General features: G+C 47.4%; 21 protein-coding genes. 20 read left to right on the top strand and 1 reads right to left on the bottom strand.

Features of this window, described 5'->3' with window-relative positions; genetic code table 11:
• Positions 1 to 35 precede the first annotated feature (35 nt).
• Genes ADA01nite_RS10660 through ADA01nite_RS10650 form a run of 3 tightly spaced genes read left to right on the top strand, consistent with a single transcriptional unit; the run spans position 36 to position 1,490 of the window.
• A complete protein-coding gene (locus ADA01nite_RS10660; protein WP_146809949.1) occupies positions 36 to 311 on the top strand; it encodes a putative Se/S carrier protein in 276 nt (91 codons plus the stop codon).
• Between the two features lie 27 nt (positions 312 to 338).
• Positions 339 to 1,262 (top strand): mechanosensitive ion channel family protein, encoded by a 924-nt coding sequence (locus ADA01nite_RS10655; protein WP_246147304.1) that lies wholly within the window; start codon positions 339 to 341, stop codon positions 1,260 to 1,262.
• Positions 1,263 to 1,283: 21 nt separating this feature from the next.
• Complete coding sequence (locus tag ADA01nite_RS10650) at positions 1,284 to 1,490, top strand: DUF951 domain-containing protein (protein ID WP_146809948.1); 207 nt, start codon at positions 1,284 to 1,286, stop codon at positions 1,488 to 1,490.
• A gap of 50 nt (positions 1,491 to 1,540) precedes the next feature.
• Here ADA01nite_RS10650 and ADA01nite_RS22010 read toward each other — a convergent pair whose 3' ends face one another.
• On the bottom strand, positions 1,541 to 1,690 hold the full coding sequence (locus ADA01nite_RS22010) for a hypothetical protein (RefSeq protein WP_170230226.1): 150 nt from the start codon (positions 1,688 to 1,690) through the stop codon (positions 1,541 to 1,543).
• A gap of 135 nt (positions 1,691 to 1,825) precedes the next feature.
• Between ADA01nite_RS22010 and ychF the strand changes: the two genes are divergently transcribed.
• From ychF to ADA01nite_RS10565, 17 genes are all read left to right on the top strand, one after another.
• Positions 1,826 to 2,932, top strand: coding sequence for a redox-regulated ATPase YchF (ychF, locus tag ADA01nite_RS10645; RefSeq protein ID WP_146809947.1), 1,107 nt, complete (start codon positions 1,826 to 1,828; stop codon positions 2,930 to 2,932).
• A 239-nt stretch (positions 2,933 to 3,171) separates the two neighbouring features.
• Positions 3,172 to 3,462 (top strand): 30S ribosomal protein S6, encoded by a 291-nt coding sequence (gene rpsF, locus ADA01nite_RS10640; protein ID WP_146809946.1) that lies wholly within the window; start codon positions 3,172 to 3,174, stop codon positions 3,460 to 3,462.
• 802 nt (positions 3,463 to 4,264) lie between these two features.
• Positions 4,265 to 6,220 carry a group II intron reverse transcriptase/maturase gene (gene ltrA, locus ADA01nite_RS10635; RefSeq protein ID WP_146809945.1) on the top strand — a complete coding sequence of 652 codons (1,956 nt, stop codon included), beginning with the start codon at positions 4,265 to 4,267 and terminating at the stop codon, positions 6,218 to 6,220.
• 24 nt (positions 6,221 to 6,244) lie between these two features.
• Positions 6,245 to 6,778, top strand: coding sequence for a single-stranded DNA-binding protein (gene ssb, locus ADA01nite_RS10630; RefSeq protein WP_246147303.1), 534 nt, complete (start codon positions 6,245 to 6,247; stop codon positions 6,776 to 6,778).
• A 42-nt stretch (positions 6,779 to 6,820) separates the two neighbouring features.
• Positions 6,821 to 7,051 (top strand): 30S ribosomal protein S18, encoded by a 231-nt coding sequence (rpsR, locus tag ADA01nite_RS10625; protein ID WP_146809944.1) that lies wholly within the window; start codon positions 6,821 to 6,823, stop codon positions 7,049 to 7,051.
• Positions 7,052 to 7,239: 188 nt separating this feature from the next.
• Positions 7,240 to 8,193: a YybS family protein gene (locus ADA01nite_RS10620; protein WP_146809943.1), complete on the top strand. Its 954-nt coding sequence runs from the start codon at positions 7,240 to 7,242 to the stop codon at positions 8,191 to 8,193.
• Positions 8,194 to 8,207: 14 nt separating this feature from the next.
• A complete protein-coding gene (locus ADA01nite_RS10615) occupies positions 8,208 to 10,169 on the top strand; it encodes a DHH family phosphoesterase (protein WP_146809942.1) in 1,962 nt (653 codons plus the stop codon).
• Positions 10,166 to 10,609, top strand: coding sequence for a 50S ribosomal protein L9 (gene rplI, locus ADA01nite_RS10610; RefSeq protein ID WP_146809941.1), 444 nt, complete (start codon positions 10,166 to 10,168; stop codon positions 10,607 to 10,609). Before ADA01nite_RS10615 ends, rplI begins: the two co-directional genes overlap by 4 nt.
• Positions 10,610 to 10,625: 16 nt before the next feature.
• Positions 10,626 to 13,256, top strand: a complete 2,631-nt coding sequence (locus ADA01nite_RS10605; RefSeq protein WP_146809940.1) for a replicative DNA helicase — start codon at positions 10,626 to 10,628, stop codon at positions 13,254 to 13,256.
• A 173-nt stretch (positions 13,257 to 13,429) separates the two neighbouring features.
• Positions 13,430 to 14,719, top strand: coding sequence for an adenylosuccinate synthase (locus ADA01nite_RS10600; protein ID WP_146809939.1), 1,290 nt, complete (start codon positions 13,430 to 13,432; stop codon positions 14,717 to 14,719).
• 317 nt (positions 14,720 to 15,036) lie between these two features.
• Positions 15,037 to 16,344, top strand: coding sequence for a peptidoglycan DD-metalloendopeptidase family protein (locus tag ADA01nite_RS10595; protein WP_146809938.1), 1,308 nt, complete (start codon positions 15,037 to 15,039; stop codon positions 16,342 to 16,344).
• Positions 16,345 to 16,464: 120 nt separating this feature from the next.
• Positions 16,465 to 17,181, top strand: coding sequence for a response regulator YycF (yycF, locus tag ADA01nite_RS10590; RefSeq protein ID WP_146809937.1), 717 nt, complete (start codon positions 16,465 to 16,467; stop codon positions 17,179 to 17,181).
• Positions 17,182 to 17,184: 3 nt separating this feature from the next.
• Entirely contained in the window at positions 17,185 to 18,993 is a 1,809-nt protein-coding gene (walK, locus tag ADA01nite_RS10585) for a cell wall metabolism sensor histidine kinase WalK (RefSeq protein WP_146809936.1), read from the top strand.
• Positions 18,983 to 20,362 (top strand): YycH family regulatory protein, encoded by a 1,380-nt coding sequence (locus tag ADA01nite_RS10580; RefSeq protein ID WP_170230225.1) that lies wholly within the window; start codon positions 18,983 to 18,985, stop codon positions 20,360 to 20,362. The genes walK and ADA01nite_RS10580 overlap by 11 nt, the downstream gene beginning before the upstream one ends.
• 16 nt (positions 20,363 to 20,378) lie before the next feature.
• Positions 20,379 to 21,185 carry a two-component system regulatory protein YycI gene (locus ADA01nite_RS10575; protein WP_170230224.1) on the top strand — a complete coding sequence of 269 codons (807 nt, stop codon included), beginning with the start codon at positions 20,379 to 20,381 and terminating at the stop codon, positions 21,183 to 21,185.
• A 37-nt stretch (positions 21,186 to 21,222) separates the two neighbouring features.
• Positions 21,223 to 22,020, top strand: a complete 798-nt coding sequence (locus ADA01nite_RS10570; RefSeq protein WP_146809933.1) for an MBL fold metallo-hydrolase — start codon at positions 21,223 to 21,225, stop codon at positions 22,018 to 22,020.
• 61 nt (positions 22,021 to 22,081) lie between these two features.
• A complete protein-coding gene (locus tag ADA01nite_RS10565; protein WP_146809932.1) occupies positions 22,082 to 23,311 on the top strand; it encodes a S1C family serine protease in 1,230 nt (409 codons plus the stop codon).
• Positions 23,312 to 23,340 lie beyond the last annotated feature (29 nt).

Here is a 23,340-nt window from a genome sequence, read left to right as displayed (position 1 = left end):
TTTTCTCACGATCTTCACAGAAAAAGGAGAAGCGAATGAATACCTGTATTTTAATTGCGTTTGATTCTACCCAGCAGGCGCTGCGGGCGGAGATGCTGCTTGAATACGCGGACATTGAAATTGATACAAGGCCGACGCCGAAAGAGATCACAGCCGGCTGTGCGCTTTCCATTGACGTTCCGGTGGAAGATTTTCGGACGGCCGAACGTATTATTAGAGATGAAAATGTAGAGATAAAAGGGTATTATCATATGGTAAAAGGACTGTACGTACCTTTCTCCAAAGAGACAAATACGGAGTGTGGAGCATAAAAAGAGCAGACAGGAGGAATTGGATACGTGGACTTCACCAAGTACTACGACGATTTTATTGCTTATGTTACCGATGTAGAAAAGTGGATTGCTTTCGGCAAAGTGTCATTAAAAATTGTCGTCATGCTTATCGTTGCCAAGATTATCGTGACTGTCGCAAGCGCCGCGATTAACCGCTTGTTTCAGGAACGGGAGAGCGCCGGCGGAAAATTGGATCGTCTGCGGATGGATACGCGCCGCAGCCAGACCATGCGTACGCTATTAAACAATATTGTTAAATATACGATTTATTTTATTGCGTTTCTAAATATATTTACGTTTCTTGGATACGATCCGAAGCCGCTGCTGGCGAGTGCAGGGGTGCTCGGTCTTGCGGTTGGTTTCGGAGCACAGAACCTTGTGCGGGATGTCATCACAGGATTCTTCATTATTTTTGAAGACCAGTTCGCGGTAGGCGACGTAATTACGGTTAATAATGTAACGGGAACGGTACAGGAGATTGGGCTGCGCGTTACCCGCATCAAGATTTGGACCGGTGAGGTATATATCGTGCCGAACGGTAACATTACCGAGGTCACGAACCTTTCCGTCGCCAATTCTATCGCGGTGGTCGATGTCAGCGTGTCGTTGAGAGAAGATATTAATGAAGTCGTTAGAATATTGGAAGAGGCGGCACCAAGATGGGAAGAGGAATACGAGCAAATCGTAGCCACCCCGACAGTGCTCGGCGTAGAGCGTTTTGGCACTTCCGACGTGGTTATCCGAATTATTGCGGAGTGCCAGCCGCTTCAGCATTTTCCGGTCATGCGCGGTCTACGGGCGGATATCAAGCGGATGTTTGACGAACGAGGAATTGAGATCCCGTATCCGCACATGGTCATGATTCCGCAGCGTGGAGAAAATGAACAACAAGCCTCTAAGGAATCAAGCGGTCAAAAAGCTTCATCATAAGAAAAAAGAGGGGGGACACAGATGGAGCGCAAGCAATTCGGGCTTGGAGACATCGTAGAGATGAAAAAACAGCATCCATGCGGCACAAACCGGTGGAAAATTATCCGAATGGGAATGGACATCCGATTAAAGTGCCAGGGATGCGACCATAGCGTACTGATCCCGCGCCAGAAGTTTGAGAAAAGCTTAAAAAAGGTACTGGTCCGTGCTGAAGAAGAACAAGCATAAGGCAGAAAGCGAAGATGCGGAGTTTCCGGTCTTCGCTTTCTTTGTATAAACTATTGCATAGGGCGTTCATTTTCAAAAGCCATCAACAAAATCGGCTTTTTCATCTCTTCGCTTAGTTGTTTCTCGAGCGCTTGTAGTCTTTCCACTTCTTTTTCCGATAACTGGGCGGGTGGATATTCGTTTAAGTATTCGTTTGCCATTGATTTCACCTCCTGGGTGTAGTATGCCCCGCTGCGGAAGAGAAAGGCAGGGGAAGTTTTCTTTTTTCCGACCAGGTAATCGTGCTATAATGATGAAAGTGTTTTTGGAAATTCGAATGAGGAGTGTTTACATACATGGCGAATTCTTGCGGTATTGTAGGACTTCCCAATGTGGGAAAGTCTACGCTGTTTAATGCGATTACACAGGCAGGTGCCGAATCGGCCAACTATCCATTCTGTACGATTGAACCGAATGTAGGGATCGTAGAAGTTCCGGACGTGCGTCTGAAGAAGCTGACGGAGATTGTGGTGCCGAACCGGACTGTTCCGACTGCGTTCCAATTTGTTGACATTGCCGGTCTTGTTCGCGGTGCCAGCAAAGGGGAAGGTCTCGGCAATCAGTTCTTGTCTCATATTCGCGAAGTAGATGCGATTGCGCACGTGGTCCGCTGCTTTGAGGACGAAAACATTACACACGTCGAGGGAAAAATCGATCCGATTAACGATATCACGACCATTAATTTAGAGTTGATTCTAGCGGATTTGGAGTCCGTAGAACGCCGCGTCGACCGTCTGGGACGGAAAGTGAAATCGGGCGATAAAGAAGCGAAAGCGGAATACGATGTGCTGTTGAAGCTGAAAGAAGCGTTGGAAAACGAGAAGCCGGCCCGCAGTCTTGATTTAACAGATGATGAAAAGAAGCTGGTCCGCCATTTCCACCTGCTGACGATGAAGCCGGTCCTGTACGTGGCGAATGTAAGCGAAGACGGTATTCAAGAGGCGGAAAACGGACAGAATCCACATGTAGAGAAGGTTAAGGAATTCGCTGCGGCTGAAGGATCCGGCGTCGTGATTATTTCAGCGAAAGTAGAATCGGAGATTGCGGAGATGGACGAAGAGGACAAAGCAATGTTCCTTGAAGAGCTTGGCCTTGCAGAATCCGGGCTCGATCGTTTAATTCGTGAAGCGTACGCGCTGCTTGGGTTGATTACGTATTTCACCGCAGGGGTTCAGGAAGTTCGCGCCTGGACGATTCGCCGCGGTACGAAGGCTCCGCAGGCGGCGGCCGTTATCCATAATGACTTTGAACGCGGCTTTATTCGTGCGGAAGTGGTAGCATATGATGATTTGATTGCGGCAGGGTCGATGGCACAGGCCAAGGAGAACGGCAAGTTTCGCCTGGAAGGAAAAGAGTATGTAGTGGCGGATGGAGACATTATGCATTTCCGGTTTAACGTATAGAGTCGGAAGAATAAGATGAAAATAACGCTGATTAACGGAAGAGCAGTGTAAAATGTAGTAGACACAAATGTAAAATACTGGTAATATATGAGTAAGAAGTTCTTCTCACAAAATACTTGCAGTGGCAAAGAGGATTAAGTATAATTACAGAATGCGAGTTTAGAATTGCCACGTGTGAAACGGGCTCGCTCCTTGTCCCATACCGATGGGGCCGTTTAGACCAGAAGGAGGTGAATAGTATGCGCAAATACGAAGTTATGTACATCTTACGCCCGGACCTTCAAGAAGAAGTCACTAAGGCGAACGTTGAACGTTACTCCAATGTAATCACGGAGAACGGCGGTGAATTGGAGAAGGTTACTGAAATGGGCAAAAAGCGTCTGGCATACGAAATCGATGATTATCGTGAAGGTTTCTATGTGCTGATGAACTTCCAATCCGAGCCGCAGGCTGTTAATGAGATGGAACGTCTGATGAAGATTAGCGACGATGTCATTCGTTACCTGGTTGTTCGCGAAGACGAAAAATAAGTCTGATGATTTGGAGGGGTTATCGTGTTGAATCGTGCGGTATTGTTAGGTCGCTTAACGAAAGATCCGGAACTGCGTTATACGCGTGCGCCACGTTTTGCCTAACCAATCATAGATTGGGAAAAGCAACGGGCTAGAAATTCTAGTCAAGAACTCTGTTTCTGAAATCTTCCGTGAAACTCGGAAGCCGTGCAGAACCTACGGGCAATAAGCCCGGCACGAGGACTAATACTCCTACATGCGGAGTGCGTCTGACAGCGCAAACCGTATGAAGCTAGGTGAAGTCGTAATCCAAAGTAACCTAAGTCCAACTGGATATGGTGAAAGTGATGCGGGTCTCCCTAAAACTGTTCTATGGTGAGGGCTATAGCCCGAATGTATGCAGTCTCGTAACGCAGTTCACCCGAAAGGGACAATGAGAAACGTTGTAGTATCTTGTGTGTTGTCACTACAACCACAGATTTGAAATAATCTGTGAGAATGCACCACAACTGAGGTTCAAAGTGCATTCAGGTTCTCCGGGATAGGGTACACACCTAAGGAACAGAAAGACAAGGGATAAGAAACAGGGAACGTGGGAGAGCCTGTTGAGAGGAGATTGTCAGGTCGGTGATACTCAGCAGGAAGTCAGAGCCTTCATAGTAGTCCGAGGACGGGAAAGCCGTCTACATGGCGAAGGGAGGCAGTCGGAATAAAGGAACCTAAACCCACGCACAGCTTGGACAACGCCGGAGGAATAAAACCCGAAGGTTTATGGCTAACTCACTTAGACACTTCATCCTGATAAGAAAGGGATGATGAAGTGAGGGTTGATATCCAAGTAGAGTCCGAATATGCTTTAAAAAGCGTATTGGACACCCTCTACAAGCATTCAAAGGAAGGAAAATCCTTCACCGGGTTATACGAATTGATAAAGAATGAGCACACCATTATCACTGCCATTCATAACATAAAGTCCAACAAGGGCAGTATGACGGCAGGTATTGATAAGAAAGTGGTCAATCATTATCTACAAATGCCAAGGGAAAAACTGATTCGTACCATCCAAAGTGCAATGGACAATTACAATCCGATGCCAGTACGGAGACGTTATATTCCCAAGGGTAATACCGGGAAAATGAGACCGTTGGGAATACCAACAATACAGGACAGAATCATACAGGAATGTACGAGGATAGTCATCGAGCCGATTCTCGAAGCGAAATTCTATCCCCATAGTTATGGTTTTAGACCTTATCGGTCCACTCATCACGCCATGGCAAGGATTGCAAGTCTAATCAATTTGGGAGAATACAGATTCGCTATTGAGGGAGATATCAAATCATATTTTGACAACATCGACCATTCACTGCTACTCAGGAAAGTACAGAAATTAGGCATATTGGACAGAAGAGTACTAATCCTTCTGAAAAAGATGCTTAAAGCAGGAATAATGGAAGAAAACAAATATGAAGAATCTTTATACGGTTCACCGCAGGGTGGAATAATCAGTCCCCTGCTATCTAACGCATACCTAAATGATTTTGATTGGACTGTATCAAGTTGGTACGAAAACAACTACTTGACTGACAAGTATGCAACGGCAAAGAATGCGCGTAGAAAACTTAGACAAATCGGATGCGAACCAGTATTCATAGTAAGATATGCCGACGACTGGGTTATTCTTACTAAGACAAGGGAAGAAGCAGAACGAAGGCTTAAAATGCTTCATAAGTATTTTAAACACAAACTGCGGCTAACCCTGTCACCGGATAAAACAGTCATAACAGACCTTACTGAAAAACCAATGACATTTTTAGGTTTCGATATAAGGGTGGATAAACCGAGAACCTTTACAGGTAGAACAGGCAAACTCAGAAAGCGCAAACTGACTTGTAAAGTCTACCCAAACCCTAAGAAACTCAATATGAGTTTCCGCAAGATTCTCGATAAAATCAAAACGCTCAAAACAACCACTTGTGATTATCAAAGGGCTGTTGTAATCGAAGAAGCCAATTCGATGATTATTGGATTATCTCAGTATTACAACAAGTCGATATGTAGCAAGATGTTTTCGAGCCTTGATAACAAGTTGTTCAAAGTCTGTCACTATACTTGGAAGTACATGTTCTTCAATCAGAACGGTGGCAAACAGGATAACCTTACGGTTATGGCAAAAGAACTCGCAAATCGACCTTCGAGGCATGAAGGATACACAACCAAATGCCATGCGATTCAGGTTGAAGGGTTATGGATTGGTGTTACTAAATTCTTCATGACTGGTTCAGACAGGGTAAAGAATTTCAATCAAGAAATGACTCCCTACACCATAAAGGGGAGAGAACTGTATGACCAAAGTGCTAAAAAGAAAAGAAGATTACACCGTCCACCACTATACAACCCGGATAGCTTTAGGATTGCAAAGCACAATTCAAGGTCAAAGAAATATAGTCTGCGGAAGTACAACTTTGAATACTTTATGAATCGGGAATATGCATGGAATAGGGACAAAGGCAAATGTAAAATATGTGACGTCGATATTTTACTCTCGGAATATCATTGTCACCATATCGACCCTAACCTGCCATTGGATAAAATCAATAAGGTCTCAAATCTGGCTATCGTCCATCAAAAATGCCATGAATTAATACATGGTACTGAGGACATAGGTGAGGGAAAGATTGCAAAGAAGTTGTCTAAGTACAGGGAAAAGCTAAAAGGTAAAATTAAGGGTAAAAGGTCGGGGATTGACTTCCGTTCCGTAGTCAATCTCTCTTAACTATGAAAAGTTAGGCTTATTTCGATGGAAAGCCGGATGCGGGGAAACTCGCACGTCCGGTTTGGGGCAGGGGAAAAGATAGAGGACGAAGCTACTAGCAAAGGGGGCTTCATAAGTCCAAAGTCTTACCTATTGCCATCGAACGGAACGGCTGTAGCTACATTTACACTTGCGATTGATCGTCGCATGACGAACCAGCAGGGCGAGCGGGAGACCGACTTTCTTCCGATTGTAGTATGGAGCAAGCTGGCCGAGCTGTGTGCGCAGTATCTGAAAAAAGGACAGCAAGCCGCTGTGGAAGGGCGCATTCAGGTGCGTAACTATGAGAACAAAGAAGGACGTCGCGTTTATGTGACGGAGATTGTGGCCGAGAATGTTCAATTCCTGGGTGGCGGACAAGGCCAGGGCGGCGAATCATCCTATGCCGGTGGTTTTGACAGGCCGTCCCCGTTTGGCGGCAATAATAGCGGTGGCCGTTCGCGCGATTCGTTTAACGATAATCCCTTTGCTGACGATCAACGTCCGATTGATATTTCGGATGATGACTTACCATTTTAATAACGCTACGGTGTGATTATTTAACAAAAGGAGGGAATTTTCATGGCACAACGTCGTGGACGCGGTAAGCGCCGTAAAGTATGTTACTTTACTGCTAACAAAATTACGCACATCGACTACAAAGATGTGGATTTGCTGAAGAAGTTCATCAGCGAGCGCGGTAAAATTTTACCTCGCCGTGTGACTGGTACTTCCGCAAAATATCAGCGCATGCTGACTATTGCAATCAAACGCGCTCGTCAAGTTGCTCTGTTGCCGTACGTAACGGAGTAAGGGAGTAAGATAGATGATGAAAAGAGGCAGAGAAGAATTCTCGTGCCTCTTTTTGTGTATTATACGCCGTTTGTTTGCCACACGGCGGACGTTTATGATAAATTTAGTGAGGATTTGCTGATGATGTAAAGGAATGGAGTGAAGGAACTGTGCAAAGTAATGTACGGGCAATATTGGAAGGCGCATTCATGAGCGCGATTTTTCTTGTGCTCTTTTTTGCTGCGTTTTACACACCGTTAAGTGTGGTTGCCGCTTTTGCGCTGCCTGTACCGTTTTCTGTATATGGATATCGCCACGATGCCAGGATGGGGGCATTAACCGTATTCGTGGCTGTTGTTTTATCGTTTCTTTTTGCAAGTTTTCCGGGATTGCTTCTTGCTTTGCCGGCAGCTGTCATGGGGCTGGTGATGGGAATTGCTTACCGGCATAAAAAGCCGGCCGGTCATGTTCTGATCCTTGGAACGGTGGTAGAGCTTGTTTTTGTATTTGTTAGCGTCGGGCTTATAATGGCCGTCATGCAAACCAATCCTGTAGATGATATGGTTAGAGGAATGGGCCAGATATCCAATCAAGTGATTACGGATATGCAGGCACAGCTGGATAACTCGCTTAAACAGCTTCCCGGAGATCAGAAAAACAGCGCCCAGGCCGAGCAATTGGTGCAGTTCAGGGAATCGCTTGAGAACATGAAGACGCAAATTCCTTCGCTGATTTCTGCTATGATTCCTGGACTTTTGATTTCATCAGCGCTTTTTTCGTCATTAATTAACCATGTACTTTTCCGCCGGATTGCTCAGCGTATGGGCATGCAGATTCAGGCGCTTCCTGCTTTACATAATTTGCGCTTTCCTCGTTCTATTTTGTATTATTATCTTATTGTACTTGTTTTGTTCATGATAAAAGATGTGCAGGATTACCGCTTCCTTTATATGGTTGTGCTAAATGTAATGATTGTACTGCAATTGCTATTTTCAGTACAGGCGCTGAGTTTTATCGCCTACTGGATCTACAAGCGGAACCTGAGAAAGGGGCTATTGATTGTTCCGGTAATCTTATTCCTTATTCCGCCGTTTAGCTATATACTACTCTTAATAGGGGTTCTGGATGTAGGATTTAACCTGCGGAATCGATTTTTTCAATAATAGGAGCTGAGTATATGCCGAAGTTCCTGGCAAAACGCTGGTTTGGCTCGCATATCATCGTCGCTCTCATTTTTTGTCTGTTGGCGGCCGGACTGCTTGCTGTGTATGTGAACTGGGTGTTCGCAATACTTGGGTTCGTCGTCATTGCGAGCAGCGGCTATCTTACGTTTCATAACCAGCAGCTTTTCCGCGATGAGATAGAGGGTTATATCACAACGTTAAGCCATCGCATTAAAAAAGCCGGAGATGAAGTAATTAACGAATTGCCGATTGGAATTGTTCTTTATAATGAAGATAAAATCATCGAATGGCACAATCCGTACCTGTTGCAGATGACAGAAAAAGAGAATTTAATTGGCGATTCGCTGCTTGATGTATTTCCGCCGCTTGCGGACATGAAAGACAACGAACAGCAGGCGGAGATGACCTACCGCAAACGTATCTATGAAGTGCTGCACCGTCCTGAAGAGCGGTTGTTGTATTTCACGGATATGACCGAGTACAAAGAACTTCAGATGCATTATAAAGAAGAGAAATTAGTGCTGGCCATTGTGCATATGGATAATCTCGATGAAGTGGCACAGGGAATGGATGAACAGAGCCGTAGTTTGCTGCTGACCAATGTTACAGGGGCGATTACGAAATGGGCGCATCAGTACGGTATTTATCTACGCCGTATTTCTTCCGACAAATTTCTTGCCGTATTCGATCAGGGGACGCTGCAACAGTTGGAGGCAACCCGTTTCGATATTTTAGACGTTGTGCGGGAGATGACCAGCAAGAATAAAATTCCGATCACGCTTAGCATCGGTGTAGGTGCCGGCATTGATACCTTCATTGAGCTGGGAGAGCTGGCACAATCAAGTCTGGATGTGGCGCTTGGCCGTGGAGGCGATCAGGCGGCCGTTAAGGTCAAAGATAAAATCACCTTTTATGGCGGAAAATCGAATGCGGTCGAAAAACGAAATCGGGTACGTGCTCGTGTTATTTCCCATGCGCTGCGTAATTTAATGCTTGAGAGTGATCTGGTGCTCATCATGGGTCACAAGATGCCGGATATGGACGCGATCGGCGCCGCCATCGGCGTACTGAAAGCGGTGCATGCTGCCGAAAAGCAGGGCTATATCGTACTTGACGAAAGCAACCCGGCTATCGAACGGCTGATGCAGGAAGTGGAAGAGCATGAATACCTTAACGACTATTTCATTACAAGCGATCAGGCGATACAGATGGTGACTAAACGGACGCTTGTCGTCGTGGTGGATACGCATCGTCCATCGATGGTCATTGAACCGCGCCTGCTGAATGTCACCAACAGGGTTGTTCTTATTGACCATCATCGGCGTTCGGAAGAGTTTATTTCCGACCCGGTGCTTATCTATTTGGAGCCTTACGCATCGTCGACCAGCGAGCTTGTGACAGAATTGCTCCAGTACCAGGGAGAGAATCTGACACTCGATGTGCTTGAAGCGACTGCGCTGCTTGCCGGTATTGTGGTCGATACAAAGAGCTTCGCATTCCGTACCGGTTCGCGGACGTTCGAGGCCGCCTCGTTTCTGCGCCGCAAAGGGGCCGATACCTCGCTCGTACAGGTACTGCTAAAAGAAGATTTAATGCAGTATATTCGCCGTTCAGAGATCGTCCGGCATACCGAGATACTGGGCGGAGCGATTGCCATTGCAACAGGAAAAGAGAGTGAGAAATACGGTCAACTCCTTATTGCGCAGGCTGCGGATACATTGTTGACCATGGCGGGCATTGAAGCCTCGTTTGTCGTCTGCCGCAGGCCAGATGATCTGGTAGCCATTAGCGCCCGTTCCCTGGGCGATTTCAACGTTCAGGTAGTTATGGAACAGATGGGCGGGGGCGGACATTTAAATAATGCGGCGACACAACTGAAAGATACCACTGTCGCAGAAGCTGTGGAACTGCTCAAACAAGTGCTTAAGAATTGCCAAGGGGGGAAACTAAAATGAAAGTAATTTTTCTGCAAGATGTAAAAGGACAAGGAAAAAAAGGAGAAGTAAAAGAGGTTTCCGAAGGGTATGCACGCAATTTCCTGCTGAAAAAAGGCCTCGCAAAGGAAGCGACGGCAGGTAATCTGAAAATGCAGGAAGCGCATAAAAAGAGCGAAGAGAAGCGCAAGAAGGAAGAGTTAGAGCAGGCGAAAAAGCTGGCAAAAATTATGGAAGAGACGACGATTACGATTAAAGCCAAGTCCGGTGAAGGCGGACGTCTCTTCGGCGGCGTAAGCACGAAGCAGATCGCTGAAGAATTGAAGAAAGCGAATTTCAAGGTGGATAAACGGAAGATTGAACTGCCTGAGCCGATTCGCACCCTCGGCTACACCAATGTGCCGATTAAACTGCATCAGGAAGTTACAGCGACAGTGAAGGTGCATGTCGTTGAAGAATAGAATTGAGGGATAAGCCATGAGTGATATTTTCCTCGATCGCATTCCACCCCAAAACATTGAGGCCGAGCAGGCCGTTTTGGGGGCTATTTTTTTGGAGCGGGAAGCGCTAATTACAGCGACGGACATTCTAACGGCGGAGGATTTCTACCGAACTTCTCACCAGCGTATTTTTCAGGTTATGGTGGATTTGGGGGAACGGAATGAACCGGTAGATCTTGTTACGGTTACGGCCGAGCTGGATAACCGCAAACAGCTTGATGAAGTGGGAGGCGTCTCCTATCTCACCGATTTGGCTACATCCGTTCCGACCGCTTCCAATGTGGAGTACTATGCACGAATTGTGGAAGAAAAATCGACTCTGCGCAGGTTGATTCGCGCAGCAACAAAGATTGTAACTGACAGCTACACAATGGGCGAAGATGTGCCCGCCCTGTTAAGCGATGCGGAGAAAACGATTATGCAAATCTCCCAACGCCAGCGGGCATCGAGCTTCCAGCACATCAAAGACGTGTTGATGGATACGTACGAATATATCGAGACATTGTCCAACAACAAGGGGGAAATTACCGGGCTGCCTACGGGATATCCGGATCTTGACAAGATGACGGCTGGATTGAAGCCTTCGGAGCTTATCATTCTGGCTGCCCGGCCGGCGGTGGGCAAGACTGCGTTCGCCTTGAATGTAGCGCAGAACGTAGCGGCACGTGCCGGGGCTCCGGTTGCGATCTTTAGTCTTGAGATGTCCGCGACACAGCTTGTACAGCGGATGATTTGTGCGGAAGGAAACATCGATGCGCAGCGGATGCGCACCGGATACTTTGCCGAAGAGGACTGGCACAAGCTCACGATGGCGATCGGTACACTGGCAAACGCGCCGATTTATATCGACGATACGCCGGGGATTACCGTGTCGGAAATCCGGTCGAAGTGCCGCCGTCTGAAAGCGGAAGTCGGTCTCGGTTTGATTCTGATTGATTACCTTCAGTTGATTACCGGGCGAAGGGGCGGCAACAGCGATAACCGCCAGCAGGAAATCTCGGAGATTTCCCGGACACTGAAGCTCATTTCCCGTGAATTGGAATGCCCGGTCATTGCCCTGTCACAGCTTAGCCGTGCGGTAGAGCAGCGTCAGGACAAGCGTCCGATGCTGTCGGACATTAGGGAGAGTGGATGTTTGTCGTATGATACATTGATTACGCGGGCAGATACCGGAGAGCAGGTGGAAATCGGTTCTTTGGTTGGCCAGGAGAACATCCCCGTGCTGAGCATGAACGGCGATTTAAAGCTGGAAGTGGCGAATATTAGCAAAGTGTTCAGCAGTGGTTATAAACAGTTGTTTGAATTGAAAACGGCAAGCGGACGCACAATTAAAGCTTCTGCCAATCACCCTTTTTATACGGTTAACGGTTGGAAGGCTGTCGAAGAGCTGCAGACGGGCAGCCGGGTAGCTATAGGAAGAAAAATTGAATTGGCCAACCAATGTAGTAATGAGGAAATAATGAGTGAGGAAGAACTCGGTTTGCTAGCCCATCTAATTGGCGATGGGTGTGTAGTTTCTAGACAGCCTATTCATTATACAAGCCAGGATAAAGCGAATCTTGATTATGTAGCTCAAGCAGCCAATAAATTATTCGGAATTACAGCGCGTGTGGTAGAGCAAGGCACATGGAAGCATATTTATCTTCCTTCACCTTACCGCCTGGCAAGAGGAAAACGCCACCCGATTGCCCTATGGTTTGAAGAGATGGGGATATGGAATTTACGTTCTTACGAAAAACGTATTCCAGCTAAATTATTCAAGCAGCCGAAGGGTGCCATTCGTTTGTTTTTGCATCATCTTTGGGCGACTGACGGATGTATTTTTTATAAAGAAGGCAAGCCAGGGAAGATATATTACAGCAGTACAAGTAAAAGATTGGCTGAACAAGTTCAGCATCTATTGTTACGGCTTGGTATATTGAGTGCGCTTCGTCAGGTTCCTCAAGGCAAACATCGTCCTGGCTACCATGTCGACATTTCAGGAAAAGAAATGCAAATGTTATTTTTAAGTGAAATTGGATGCTTCGGTGCTCGAGGCGAGAAAATAATCGATTTCATAGCAGCATTGCAAACGAAAACCAAAAATCCAAACCGAGATATTGTTCCGAAAGAAATATGGACTTATGTGTCTGCTGTAAAAGATAATTACGGACTTAGCTGGCGAAAAGTCAGCAGCGGTTTAGATACAGCTTATTGTGGCTCAACCCTGATGAAAAGCGGACTATCTAGAGACAGGATGCTTAGACTGTCACAAGTAATTCCTGATAAAAGGCTGTCTGATCTCGCTAACTCTGATCTTTATTGGGATGAAATTATCTCCATTACTCCGCTTGGCGTAGAGGAGGTGTTTGACGCTACAGTTCCAGGCAACCATAATTTTATTGCTAACGATTTTGTTGTTCATAACAGCATTGAACAAGATGCGGACATGGTCGCCTTTCTGTATCGCGATGACTATTACGACAAAGAAACAGAGCGAAAAAACATCATCGAGGTCATCATCGGCAAACAGCGGAGCGGTCCAACAGGAACTGTGGAGCTGGCCTTTCTCAAGGAATATAACAAATTCGTCAGCCTCAGTCAGCATAATGAGCCGGGGCAAGGATAAGCAACGTATAGATTTTAGGAAAATCCCTATCCTACCTGATAGGGATTTATTCTTTTTTACACAGCATTCTCGAACAAATCATAAAGATAAAACCCGATCGTTCGGTTTTTATTGACATACAGAAACGCCGTTGCTAAACTTAGTATGTTAGAAAAGTAGGAGGTGCCCAGCCAATGTCAACCGTAGTAGTTGTAGGAACCCAATGGGGGGACGAAGGAAAAGGAAAAATCACTGACTTCCTTGCGGAGAAAGCGGAAGTCGTCGCTCGTTATCAAGGTGGAGACAATGCGGGTCATACCATCGTTTTTGGCGGGACAAAATATAAATTGCACTTAATTCCTTCGGGGATTTTTTACAAAGAAAAAATTTGCGTAATCGGAAACGGCATGGTCGTCAATCCGAAAGCGCTGGTTAAAGAACTGGATTACTTACATAGCAATGGCGTAAGCACGGACAATTTGCGCATCAGCGACCGTGCGCATGTTATCATGCCGTATCATATGAAGCTTGACGCAGCCGAAGAAGCGAAAAAAGGCGATAACAAAATCGGTACGACACTCAAAGGGATTGGTCCGGCATACATGGATAAATCGGCGCGTATCGGTATCCGCATGGCAGACTTGATGGATAAAAAAGTATTCGAAATGAAGCTGCGCCGCAATCTCGAAGAGAAAAACCGTCTGTTTGAAAAATACTATGAAACAGAAGGCTTTACGGTAGAAGAGATTATGAACGAATATCTTACATATGCGGAGCGCATCCGTCCATACGTAACAGATACATCCGTTGTGCTTAACGATGCGATTGATGCAGGCAAGCGCGTACTCTTCGAAGGCGCCCAGGGCGTTATGCTGGACATTGACCAGGGTACGTATCCGTTTGTAACGTCTTCTAACCCGGTTGCCGGCGGCGTTTGCATCGGTTCCGGTGTCGGTCCGACGAAGATTCATCATGTCGTGGGTGTGGCAAAAGCATACACAAGCCGCGTAGGCGACGGTCCGTTTCCGACGGAGCTGCACGATGAAATTGGCAACCGAATCCGTGAAGTGGGCCGTGAATACGGTACAACGACAGGACGTCCGCGCCGCGTAGGCTGGTTCGACAGCGTAGTGGTGCGCCATGCACGCCGCGTCAGCGGGATTACCGCCCTGTCCTTAAACTCGCTTGACGTATTAAGCGGGCTTAAGACGGTGAAAATCTGTGCCGCTTACCGCTACAAAGGCGAAGTCATCGAGCATTATCCGGCCAATTTGAACATTCTGGCCGAGTGTGAACCGGTATACGAAGAACTGCCGGGCTGGGATGAAGACATTACAGGTGTTCGCTCCCTGGATGAGCTGCCGGAAAATGCGCGTCATTATGTAGAGCGCATTACGCAGCTCACAGGCATTCCGCTTTCCACGTTCTCTGTTGGTCCGGATCGTGAACAGACAAACATCGTTCGCAGCGTATATGCCCTCTAGAATAAAATAGAGTATGGTAAGGCCCTGACTTGCAAACTGTTAGGGCCTTTTTGTATATTCTTTCCTCTCAATCCTATCATTTCATGTCAAAATATGTCATTTTTTCTTGCCGTAGTATTCTTCCGATGGTACTATGAAGGAGTGTTTGGAAGATGGCGTGTAGACATAGGTCCGAATGTCTTATTTGATGTATAAAACCGGTACATTAACTAAAAATAAACAGAGACAAAGGGATACTTTTACAGGATTCCCTTTTTTGTTTTGTATGGGTAGTTTTTCACTCCAGAGTCAGGCAGCAGGAGAAAAGGGAGGTAGCAATGTTTATCGAAAGAATGTCGTCATGGACGAAAGGTACATGGTTTCATGGCGTGAAATTCGTTCAGGATACAAAAAACAAGGGGAAGATTGCATTTGGAATCATGGCCGCATTACTTCTAGTCAGCGGTACGGCTGCAGGCGGCTATGTTTATCAGTCAAACGTAAATACACTTTATCACATCTCGTTGGACGGAAAGGAAATCGGTAGTATCGAGAATCCGGATGCTGTCCGCAAATGGCTGGGGGACAGGCTGGCGGCCGAGAAGAAGAAATACCCTGATTTGGCCCTCGGCTTCAATAAGGAAATCTCTATTACCGAAAAACAGCACTATAACGGAAAAGGTACCAGGCAAGAAGACGTGCTGAATAAGCTGGCCTCCGCGGTACAGGTGGAAGCGAATGCGGCTCAGCTTGTTGTAGACGGCCAGGTCATAGCCTACGCCAGAGATCAAAAGACTATCAATCAGACCCTTACCAGTCTGAAAGCTTCCTATAATGAAAAAAAAGCGACGCAAAATTTAACGGCGGGAGCGGGTAATGTAAGTCCTGAACAGGCAAAACAGATGGAGTCCGATCTATCTGAGGTAAGCATTAAAGAGAATATTCAAATCAGAGAAGGGAAAATTTTGCCGGAGCAAGTCCTGAAAGAGCCGCAGTTGATGAATAGAATGAAAAAGGGAGTCACCATTGTCTCTAAACACGAAACCGTAGAAACGCTCGCCATTCCTTACCGGGTAAATGTCAAACCCGATCCGACAAAATATCGCGGCGATGATAAGACAATCGTCCAGGGAAAGAACGGTAGCAAGCAGGTCGTCTACGAACTGGTCAAGGAGAATGGAAAGCTGGTGCAAAAAAATGCAGTGCACCAGAAGATTTTACAGCAGCCGGTAACGAAAGTAATGATTCGGGGTACAAAAGTGAAACCTTCACGCGGTGACGGCCAGTTCCGCATGCCTTCAGCGGGAATACTCAGTTCGCCGTTCGGCAAGCGCTGGGGCCGTATACATGCGGGCATCGATCTTGCAACGCCAATCGGTACGCCGGTCTATACATCGGATCATGGCCGCGTCACTTTTGTCGGAATAAAGAGAGGATACGGTAAGTGTATGATTGTTGACCACGGAAACGGCTATCAGTCGTTATACGGTCACCTGGACGGTTTTGTAGCGAAGAAGGGGGACATCGTAGCGAAGGGTGAAGTCATCGCCAAGTCCGGCAATACCGGACGCTCTACGGGACCGCATCTGCACTTTGAAATTCACAAGGATGGAGAGCCAATCAATCCCATGCTCTTTCTCCGTTAAGGATAATTCAAGGAAGAACAAGCCGACGCGGGTCCAACTTGCGCCGGCTTTTTTTGATCTATAGAAAGAAGAGCAGGATTTTCATAGAGAAAGTGGAAAAAGTCTAGGAGAGGTGAAACCATGAGACATAAAATAATGGTAGTAGATGACGAACGTCCGATTGCAGATATTCTTCAGTTTACATTAGAAAAAGAAGGCTACGATGTTGTATGTGCCTATGACGGAAATGCCGCCGTCACGCTGGCGGAAAAAGAAAAGCCTGACTTAATCCTGCTTGACATCATGCTGCCGGGCAAAGACGGTATGGAAGTATGCCGGGTGGTCCGGCGTACGTCTGATGTTCCGATCATCATGCTGACTGCCAAAGACAGCGAGCTGGATAAAGTATTAGGCCTGGAGCTAGGAGCCGACGACTATGTTACCAAGCCGTTCAGCAGCCGTGAACTGCTCGCCAGAATCAAGGCGAATCTGCGACGGCATACGAAAGAGCTTGCGGAAGAAAAGAAGAAAGAGAGCGAGCCTTCCACGAAAATTACGGTAGGTCAGCTCATTATCGATATGAAATCGTATACGGTTGAAAAAGACGGCCAGCAGATTGATATTACACACCGCGAATTTGCCCTGTTGCATTATATGGCGAAAAACCGGGGACAGGTTATGACACGCGACCACCTGCTGCAGGCGGTATGGGGGTTTGATTACTTTGGCGATGCGCGCACGGTGGACGTCACCATACGTCGTCTGCGCGAAAAAATTGAGGATGATCCGAGCTCACCCCACTACATTATCACCCGGCGCGGGCTCGGGTATATGATGCGCAGCAACGTGGAGGAATAGACGATGAAGCGGGTCCGTTTTTTTCAAACGGTTCAATGGAAAGTAGTGATTCTTTATTTATTGCTTATCCTGATTGCGATGCAGGTCATCGGAGCCTACTTCATCCGCGCTACGGAATCCTATTATCTCAACAATTTCGACGAGACGCTGAATACCCAGGCCAATTTGTTGGCGGTGAATGTAGAGAAGTATCTGGAAGAAGAGAACATTCCGCGGGAAGATATCGATAACTTAATCCATAATCTGTTCGCGCTGCGCAACGCAGATGTCCAACTGCTGGACCAGAACGGTACCGTGCTGACAACCACGGAAGAAAATAAAGCGTTCATCGGTCAGAAAAACACGCGCGCTGAGATTAATATGGCGTTGCTCGGCACACGCAACGATTCGATTCAATACAACCCGGAGACCCGACAGCGGGTCAAAGTGCTGGCGCTTCCAATCAAAAAAGGAACAAAGATTCTTGGCGTGCTTTATATGGTAGCATCGATGGAAGAAGTCTATCATACGATGCGTCAAATTAACGGGATCTTTGCTACGGGTACCGTACTCGCCCTGCTGTTGACTGCGGCGCTCGGTATTGTGCTAGCCCGTACGATTACAACGCCTGTCAAGGAAATTACCCGGCAGGCGACTGCCATGGCAAACGGTGACTTCAATGGCCGGGTACGTATCTATTCCGAAGACGAAATCGGCCAATTGGGAGAGACATTTAACCTTTTGACCCGGAAGCTTAAACAGGCGCTTTCCCAGACGGAAGCGGAGAAAGAAAAGCTATCTTCCATTCTGGCTAATATGACCGACGGGGTTATCGCCGCGGACGGCGACCGCAACATTATTCTTGTCAACAAGCCGGCCGAGCGTATCCTGGGCGTGAGTTATAAAACGGTGTTAGGCAAAAACCTCTATGAAGTTCTTGCCGTTCCCAATGAAGAGGAATGGGATTCCCTCTTCGAGAAAAACGGTTCGCTGCTAATGGATATGAATGTAGAAGGGGAAGAGCGCCTGATTCGTTTCTCATTCACGGTGCTCAAAAGCCGGGAGGAAGAGAAAAACTCCGGTATTATTGCCGTTATGCAGGACGTGACCGAGCAGGAAGCGCTGGAGAAGGAACGTAAGGAGTTTGTAGCCAATGTTTCACATGAGCTGCGCACGCCGCTTACAACGCTAAAGAGCTATTTGGAAGCTTTGGAAGAAGGCGTGGTTGATGACCGGGAACTTTCCCGGCGGTTTCTGCGTGTGCTGTTGAACGAGACGGATCGAATGACCCGTTTGGTGACCGATTTGCTGCAGCTTTCCCGGTATGATGCCGGGCAATATGCACTCGATTTGCAGCCGGTTAACGTTCGGGAGCTGTTGCACAATGTTACCGAGCGTTTTGCGCTGCGGAGTCAGCAGGAAAACATCGCTCTTTCTCTTGACGTACCCGAAAGCGGGCTTCCCAGGGTCAAAGCGGACCGGGACAATATCATTCAGGTATTGGACAACCTTATTTCGAATGCAATGAAATATTCAAGCGAGAATACGACGGTGGTAATTCAGGCACATGAAGAAGAGAACGTCGTGCGAATTGAGATTATTGACGAAGGAATAGGCATTCGCAGACGCGATTTGGATCGAATTTTTGAACGTTTCTATCGCGTGGATAAGGCGCGCAGCCGCAGTATGGGGGGGACTGGCTTAGGACTTTCCATCGCCCGTCAGATTGTGCTCGCCCATGGCGGTACGATTGAGATTGATAGCGAGTGGGGGAAAGGAACACGAGTCAGCTTTACACTTCCGATATACGGGGAGAATGAAGATGGAGCTTGAAAGACTGAAAACAATCGTCCTGACTTTACTTATCATCATAAGTCTGATGCTCTCAGGTTTCTTATGGAATAGCACGCCTGAGCTGGAAAATTTGACGCCTTCCGACTATGTGGCGCCGCAGCCTGCCGGCCACAAATATGAGGTAACGGATGTTATTCGTCCGTCTTTCCTGATGTTTCATACCGGAGAAGGCCAGCATAGAAAGGCGCCGATTGAATCGGCTATGTATGAGAAGCTGATGTCCCGGATGAACCAATGGTATTTCTATAACTTTGTCGATACCCATTTGGTTAAAGAAGAGTGGGAGGAGTTAATTAATAAGAGAAGGTCGGTGGAAATTGTCTACAATCATGAAATTCCGGCCGATATCGCAAGTGAATTGTTTACGCTCCGCAGCCATGCCGAAGGAAATTTCCGCTCCATAAGCCGCATCCTTCTTTATGAAAATGAGGAGAAAAACGCGGTTGATGCGCTTCTTATCTCTAACCGTAATCAGCAGGTCATCCGCGTACATACGTCAGTAGAGCCGGAAGAGGTAGAGAATTTGTTTGCGCCCGGGAATCTTGCCGGACTTTCGGAGCAAATCCTGTACCGGACATTTGTCGACAGGTTAGAGGATGATATTCGAACGACCCGCTATGCCTTTTATGATCCGATCTATCTTCCCGGTGGACGGGAGAAAATGTCGCGTTACCGATATTTTTATCAGCCGTTGACTGTTCAACAAGTATTGAACGCCATGTTTGTGGATGCCAGTTTAACCCGCCAGGTGACCGAGCGGGACGGTACGATGATTTATACGAACGGCAGCCAATCCGTATCCATTCCTTCAGAGCGAAATTATCTATTGTACCGCCACCCGATGCATGAATGGGAAAAAGCGCAAGGAGAGCGGCCCAATTATGAAGCGCTTAGCTCGGCTCTTTCTTTCATCAACCAGCACGGCGGCTGGATTGGCCGCTATTACCTGGAAAGTGTCGATGACGTAAACTTCGTAAACCGGGAGAATACCGTAGCGTATCGTTTCCGTCAATATATCGGCACGTATCCGTTATTTAGCGGCGACGGACCGGATTTGAATACGATCTCTGCCCGTGTATCGGGAGGCAATGTCTCCGAGTTGTATTATCCGATGCGGCAGCTGGATTTGTATTTCGAACGCATTCCTGTCACGGTTGTTTCCGGAACCGAGTTGATGAAATGGCTGGAGAACAAGGGGATTAACAAACATCAGGTCGGATCGATAGAGCTTGGGTTCTATACCCGTTCGATTTATGACTTTATTGAGATGAAGCCGTGCTGGGTGGTGTACTTGAAAGATAAGGAGCCGCTCTATGTAGAAGCGGATGTCGCCGGATTCGGCAAGTGAGCGGGAGGAAGGGAACATGGACTGGAGTAGAGCGAAAACCATTTTAATCGTAACGTTCCTGCTGCTTGATCTTTTTCTGGGCTACCAGGTGATTATGAGTCAGAACAGAGATATCGAAACCGCGCCGCAGGGCGAGTTGATTCCGTCAAGCCTCGAAGAACTTCTGAAGACGCGCAACATTAAGCTGGATACGGAAATCCCGTCTGAAACACCGGAAATGAATTATGTTAATGTAAGATTTACGAGTTTCGCTCACCATTTGCAGACGCTGACCGGACAGATTCTCGGACAGCAAGGAGTGGGCGTTATGGTAAAATTTAATGAACCCGTTCCCCTATCTAATTTCGTAAATAAAACGGAGATGCTTAAGAGCCTGGAGCCATACGCGGCATACGCCCGGGACTATGTGTTTGATGCCAAACGGAGTTCGAGTACTGTGCAGCGGTACGTCCAGAAGTACGGGAAATATGTAATATTCAGTGCTCCACTTGAAATTGTGTTGGCACAGGATCGAATGATCGGCTACAAGCAAATTCATGTGCAGATTGTCAACCAGGGGACCGGCCGGAAGATTATTCCTGCGTTCACGGCGGTTCGTACATTATTGGACAACGGGTATATCCGGTATGGGGAGAAGATTTTGGATGTGTCGATTGGCTATTACGGCCATATGTATGATGCCGATATTCAGGTGCTGGCTCCTGTCTGGCGGGTCGTTCACAGCGAAGGCGTCCATTATGTGAACGGTCTTACAGGCGCTGTAGAGCAGGCCCCTCCTCTTGAAAAAAATAAGATTATCTCCAATAATAGTACTAGTAAATAGAGGCGCCTGTTCATTCCAAAGGAGAGAAGATGGGCTTATGGAGTTTAGCGTGCTTGCCAGTGGAAGCACTGGAAATTCATTTTTTATTAAATCAAAGAATAGTAAAGTGTTGGTAGACGCCGGGTTAAGTGGTAAACAAGTAGAGAGTCTGCTGGAAGAAGTAGGTGTGAGTGCCGCAGACCTGGATGCGATTCTCATTACGCATGAACACTCCGATCATATAAAAGGAGTAGGCGTGCTGGCGCGGCGGTACCAGCTCCCTGTCTATGCCAATGCGAAAACATGGGAACAGCTCGACCGCCAGTTGGGCAAAATTGCAGAAGACCAGCGCCTGATTATGGAAGTGGGCGAAACGGTGGAGTTCGGAGACATGAAAGTCGAGTCGTACGGTTTGTCGCACGACGCCGCCGAGCCGATGGGTTTCTGTTTTTATGAAGATGACGCCAAAGTGAGCTTGACGACCGACCTGGGCTACGTGAGCCAGCGCATCAAGGATACGATTTGCGGTTCTGATGCCTATATTTTCGAATCGAACCATGATGTAGAGATGCTGCGGATGGGAAGCTATCCGTGGAACACAAAGCGCAGAATTCTAAGCGATGTCGGTCACCTGTCCAATGAGGCAGCCGCAGAAGCGCTCGGCGATATTCTTTCGGGCAAAGGCGAAACCGTCTATCTCGCTCATCTGAGCAAGGAGAATAATATGACGGAACTGGCGCGCCTGACAGTGAAGAACATCCTCCAGGAATACGGGTTTACAGACGGTGAAGACATCAAGCTGATGGACACCTCGCCCGTCCGCCCTACCGTAATGCAGGAAATCATACGTAAATGAAGCAGCACAATTAGTAATACTAGCAAATATGAGATGATGAGGTACAGAAAGGAGCAGCGCTATGGGTTATTACAACGATGATTTTTACGACAATCGTAAGCGAGGCAGACGAGGCGGGGCCTCCACGTTTTTTATCGCGCTTGTTTCAGCCATTATCGGCGGTCTTTTGGTATTGATGATGGTGCCTACGCTATTAAAATCAGGTTATTTTCCAGGTTGGGACGCGCCGTCTGCTGCCGAACAGCCGGGCCAGCAGACTCCTGCGCCTAATAGAGGAAATACAGTCAATTATTCCGTTGATGTAAATTCAGGTATCGTCCAGGCAGTACAAAAAGTGGAAAACGCGGTAGTAGGTGTCATTAATATACAGCAGCGAAGCGACTTCTTCGGGCAAACTGAAGAGGGAGAAGCGGGCACCGGTTCGGGCATCGTGTTCCGCAAAGTCGGCGGCAAAGCGTACATTGTAACGAATAACCACGTAATTGAAGGCGCACAGCGTGTACAGGTATCACTTGTAAAAGGTGAAAAGAATCTGGATGCAAGAGTGGTGGGCGCCGACACGCTGACTGACCTGGCTGTGCTTGAGATTGATGGATCGAAGGTTCAGCAGGTAGCTGAATTCGGTGATTCTTCGAAAGTGAAAGCCGGAGAGCCGGCCATCGCCATCGGAAATCCGCTGGGCCTTGATTTCTCCCGGACGGTTACCCAGGGTATTATTAGTTCCACCGAGCGGACGATGCCGATTGATTTAAACGGGGATAACGAGAAAGACTTCGAAGTGAATGTTCTGCAGACGGACGCGGCGATTAACCCGGGGAACAGCGGCGGTGCATTGGTGAACATTGCCGGACAGGTGATCGGTATTAATAGCCTGAAAATCGCCAAAGAAGGCGTCGAAGGTCTCGGCTTCGCGATTCCGATTGACGACGCCAGCAAAATTATCGACGATCTTATCAAATACAAATCCGTGCAGCGTCCGATGCTGGGTGTAACACCGGTGGATCTCGCATCCGTACCGGATGAAGCGCGCAAAGATCCGCTGCAGCTTCCGGATAGTGTAGAAAACGGGGTTGTAATTAAAGACGTAAGCCCGATGGGTCCTGCCGACAGAGCAGGCTTGAAACGGTATGACGTTATTGTGCAGCTGGACGACCAGAAAATTGAAAACCAGGCGCAGCTGCGCAAGTATTTGTTCCAGAAACAGATTGGCGATACGGTAAAAGTTACATTCTACCGCGGCGGCAAGCAACAAACTGTCAACGTAACGCTCGCCAAGCAGCAGGTACAATAACGAGAAGAAAAGCCGGGGATTTTCCCCGG

Origin of the sequence: Aneurinibacillus danicus, assembly GCF_007991215.1 — a bacterium.
In the GTDB taxonomy this organism is placed as follows: Bacteria; Bacillota; Bacilli; order Aneurinibacillales; family Aneurinibacillaceae; genus Aneurinibacillus; species Aneurinibacillus danicus.
Note: the sequence above shows the minus strand (reverse complement) of the source record. Positions and strands in the feature narration are given on the sequence as shown.

What these genes read in the sequence shown, in the direction of transcription:
- ADA01nite_RS10575 (WP_170230224.1), top strand. Translation starts at nt 20,379, where the DNA reads ATGGACTGGAGTAGAGCGAAAACCATTTTAATCGTAACGTTCCTGCTG.
- rpsR (WP_146809944.1), top strand. Translation starts at nt 6,821, where the DNA reads ATGGCACAACGTCGTGGACGCGGTAAGCGCCGTAAAGTATGTTACTTT.
- ychF (WP_146809947.1), top strand. Translation starts at nt 1,826, where the DNA reads ATGGCGAATTCTTGCGGTATTGTAGGACTTCCCAATGTGGGAAAGTCT.
- ADA01nite_RS10580 (WP_170230225.1), top strand. Translation starts at nt 18,983, where the DNA reads ATGGAGCTTGAAAGACTGAAAACAATCGTCCTGACTTTACTTATCATC.
- ADA01nite_RS10605 (WP_146809940.1), top strand. Translation starts at nt 10,626, where the DNA reads ATGAGTGATATTTTCCTCGATCGCATTCCACCCCAAAACATTGAGGCC.
- ADA01nite_RS10615 (WP_146809942.1), top strand. Translation starts at nt 8,208, where the DNA reads ATGCCGAAGTTCCTGGCAAAACGCTGGTTTGGCTCGCATATCATCGTC.
- ADA01nite_RS10600 (WP_146809939.1), top strand. Translation starts at nt 13,430, where the DNA reads ATGTCAACCGTAGTAGTTGTAGGAACCCAATGGGGGGACGAAGGAAAA.
- walK (WP_146809936.1), top strand. Translation starts at nt 17,185, where the DNA reads ATGAAGCGGGTCCGTTTTTTTCAAACGGTTCAATGGAAAGTAGTGATT.
- ADA01nite_RS10650 (WP_146809948.1), top strand. Translation starts at nt 1,284, where the DNA reads ATGGAGCGCAAGCAATTCGGGCTTGGAGACATCGTAGAGATGAAAAAA.
- rplI (WP_146809941.1), top strand. Translation starts at nt 10,166, where the DNA reads ATGAAAGTAATTTTTCTGCAAGATGTAAAAGGACAAGGAAAAAAAGGA.
- yycF (WP_146809937.1), top strand. Translation starts at nt 16,465, where the DNA reads ATGAGACATAAAATAATGGTAGTAGATGACGAACGTCCGATTGCAGAT.
- rpsF (WP_146809946.1), top strand. Translation starts at nt 3,172, where the DNA reads ATGCGCAAATACGAAGTTATGTACATCTTACGCCCGGACCTTCAAGAA.
- ADA01nite_RS10595 (WP_146809938.1), top strand. Translation starts at nt 15,037, where the DNA reads ATGTTTATCGAAAGAATGTCGTCATGGACGAAAGGTACATGGTTTCAT.
- ADA01nite_RS10565 (WP_146809932.1), top strand. Translation starts at nt 22,082, where the DNA reads ATGGGTTATTACAACGATGATTTTTACGACAATCGTAAGCGAGGCAGA.
- ADA01nite_RS10620 (WP_146809943.1), top strand. Translation starts at nt 7,240, where the DNA reads ATGAGCGCGATTTTTCTTGTGCTCTTTTTTGCTGCGTTTTACACACCG.
- ssb (WP_246147303.1), top strand. Translation starts at nt 6,245, where the DNA reads ATGGAAAGCCGGATGCGGGGAAACTCGCACGTCCGGTTTGGGGCAGGG.
- ADA01nite_RS10660 (WP_146809949.1), top strand. Translation starts at nt 36, where the DNA reads ATGAATACCTGTATTTTAATTGCGTTTGATTCTACCCAGCAGGCGCTG.
- ADA01nite_RS22010 (WP_170230226.1), bottom strand. Translation starts at nt 1,690, where the DNA reads ATGGCAAACGAATACTTAAACGAATATCCACCCGCCCAGTTATCGGAA.
- ADA01nite_RS10570 (WP_146809933.1), top strand. Translation starts at nt 21,223, where the DNA reads ATGGAGTTTAGCGTGCTTGCCAGTGGAAGCACTGGAAATTCATTTTTT.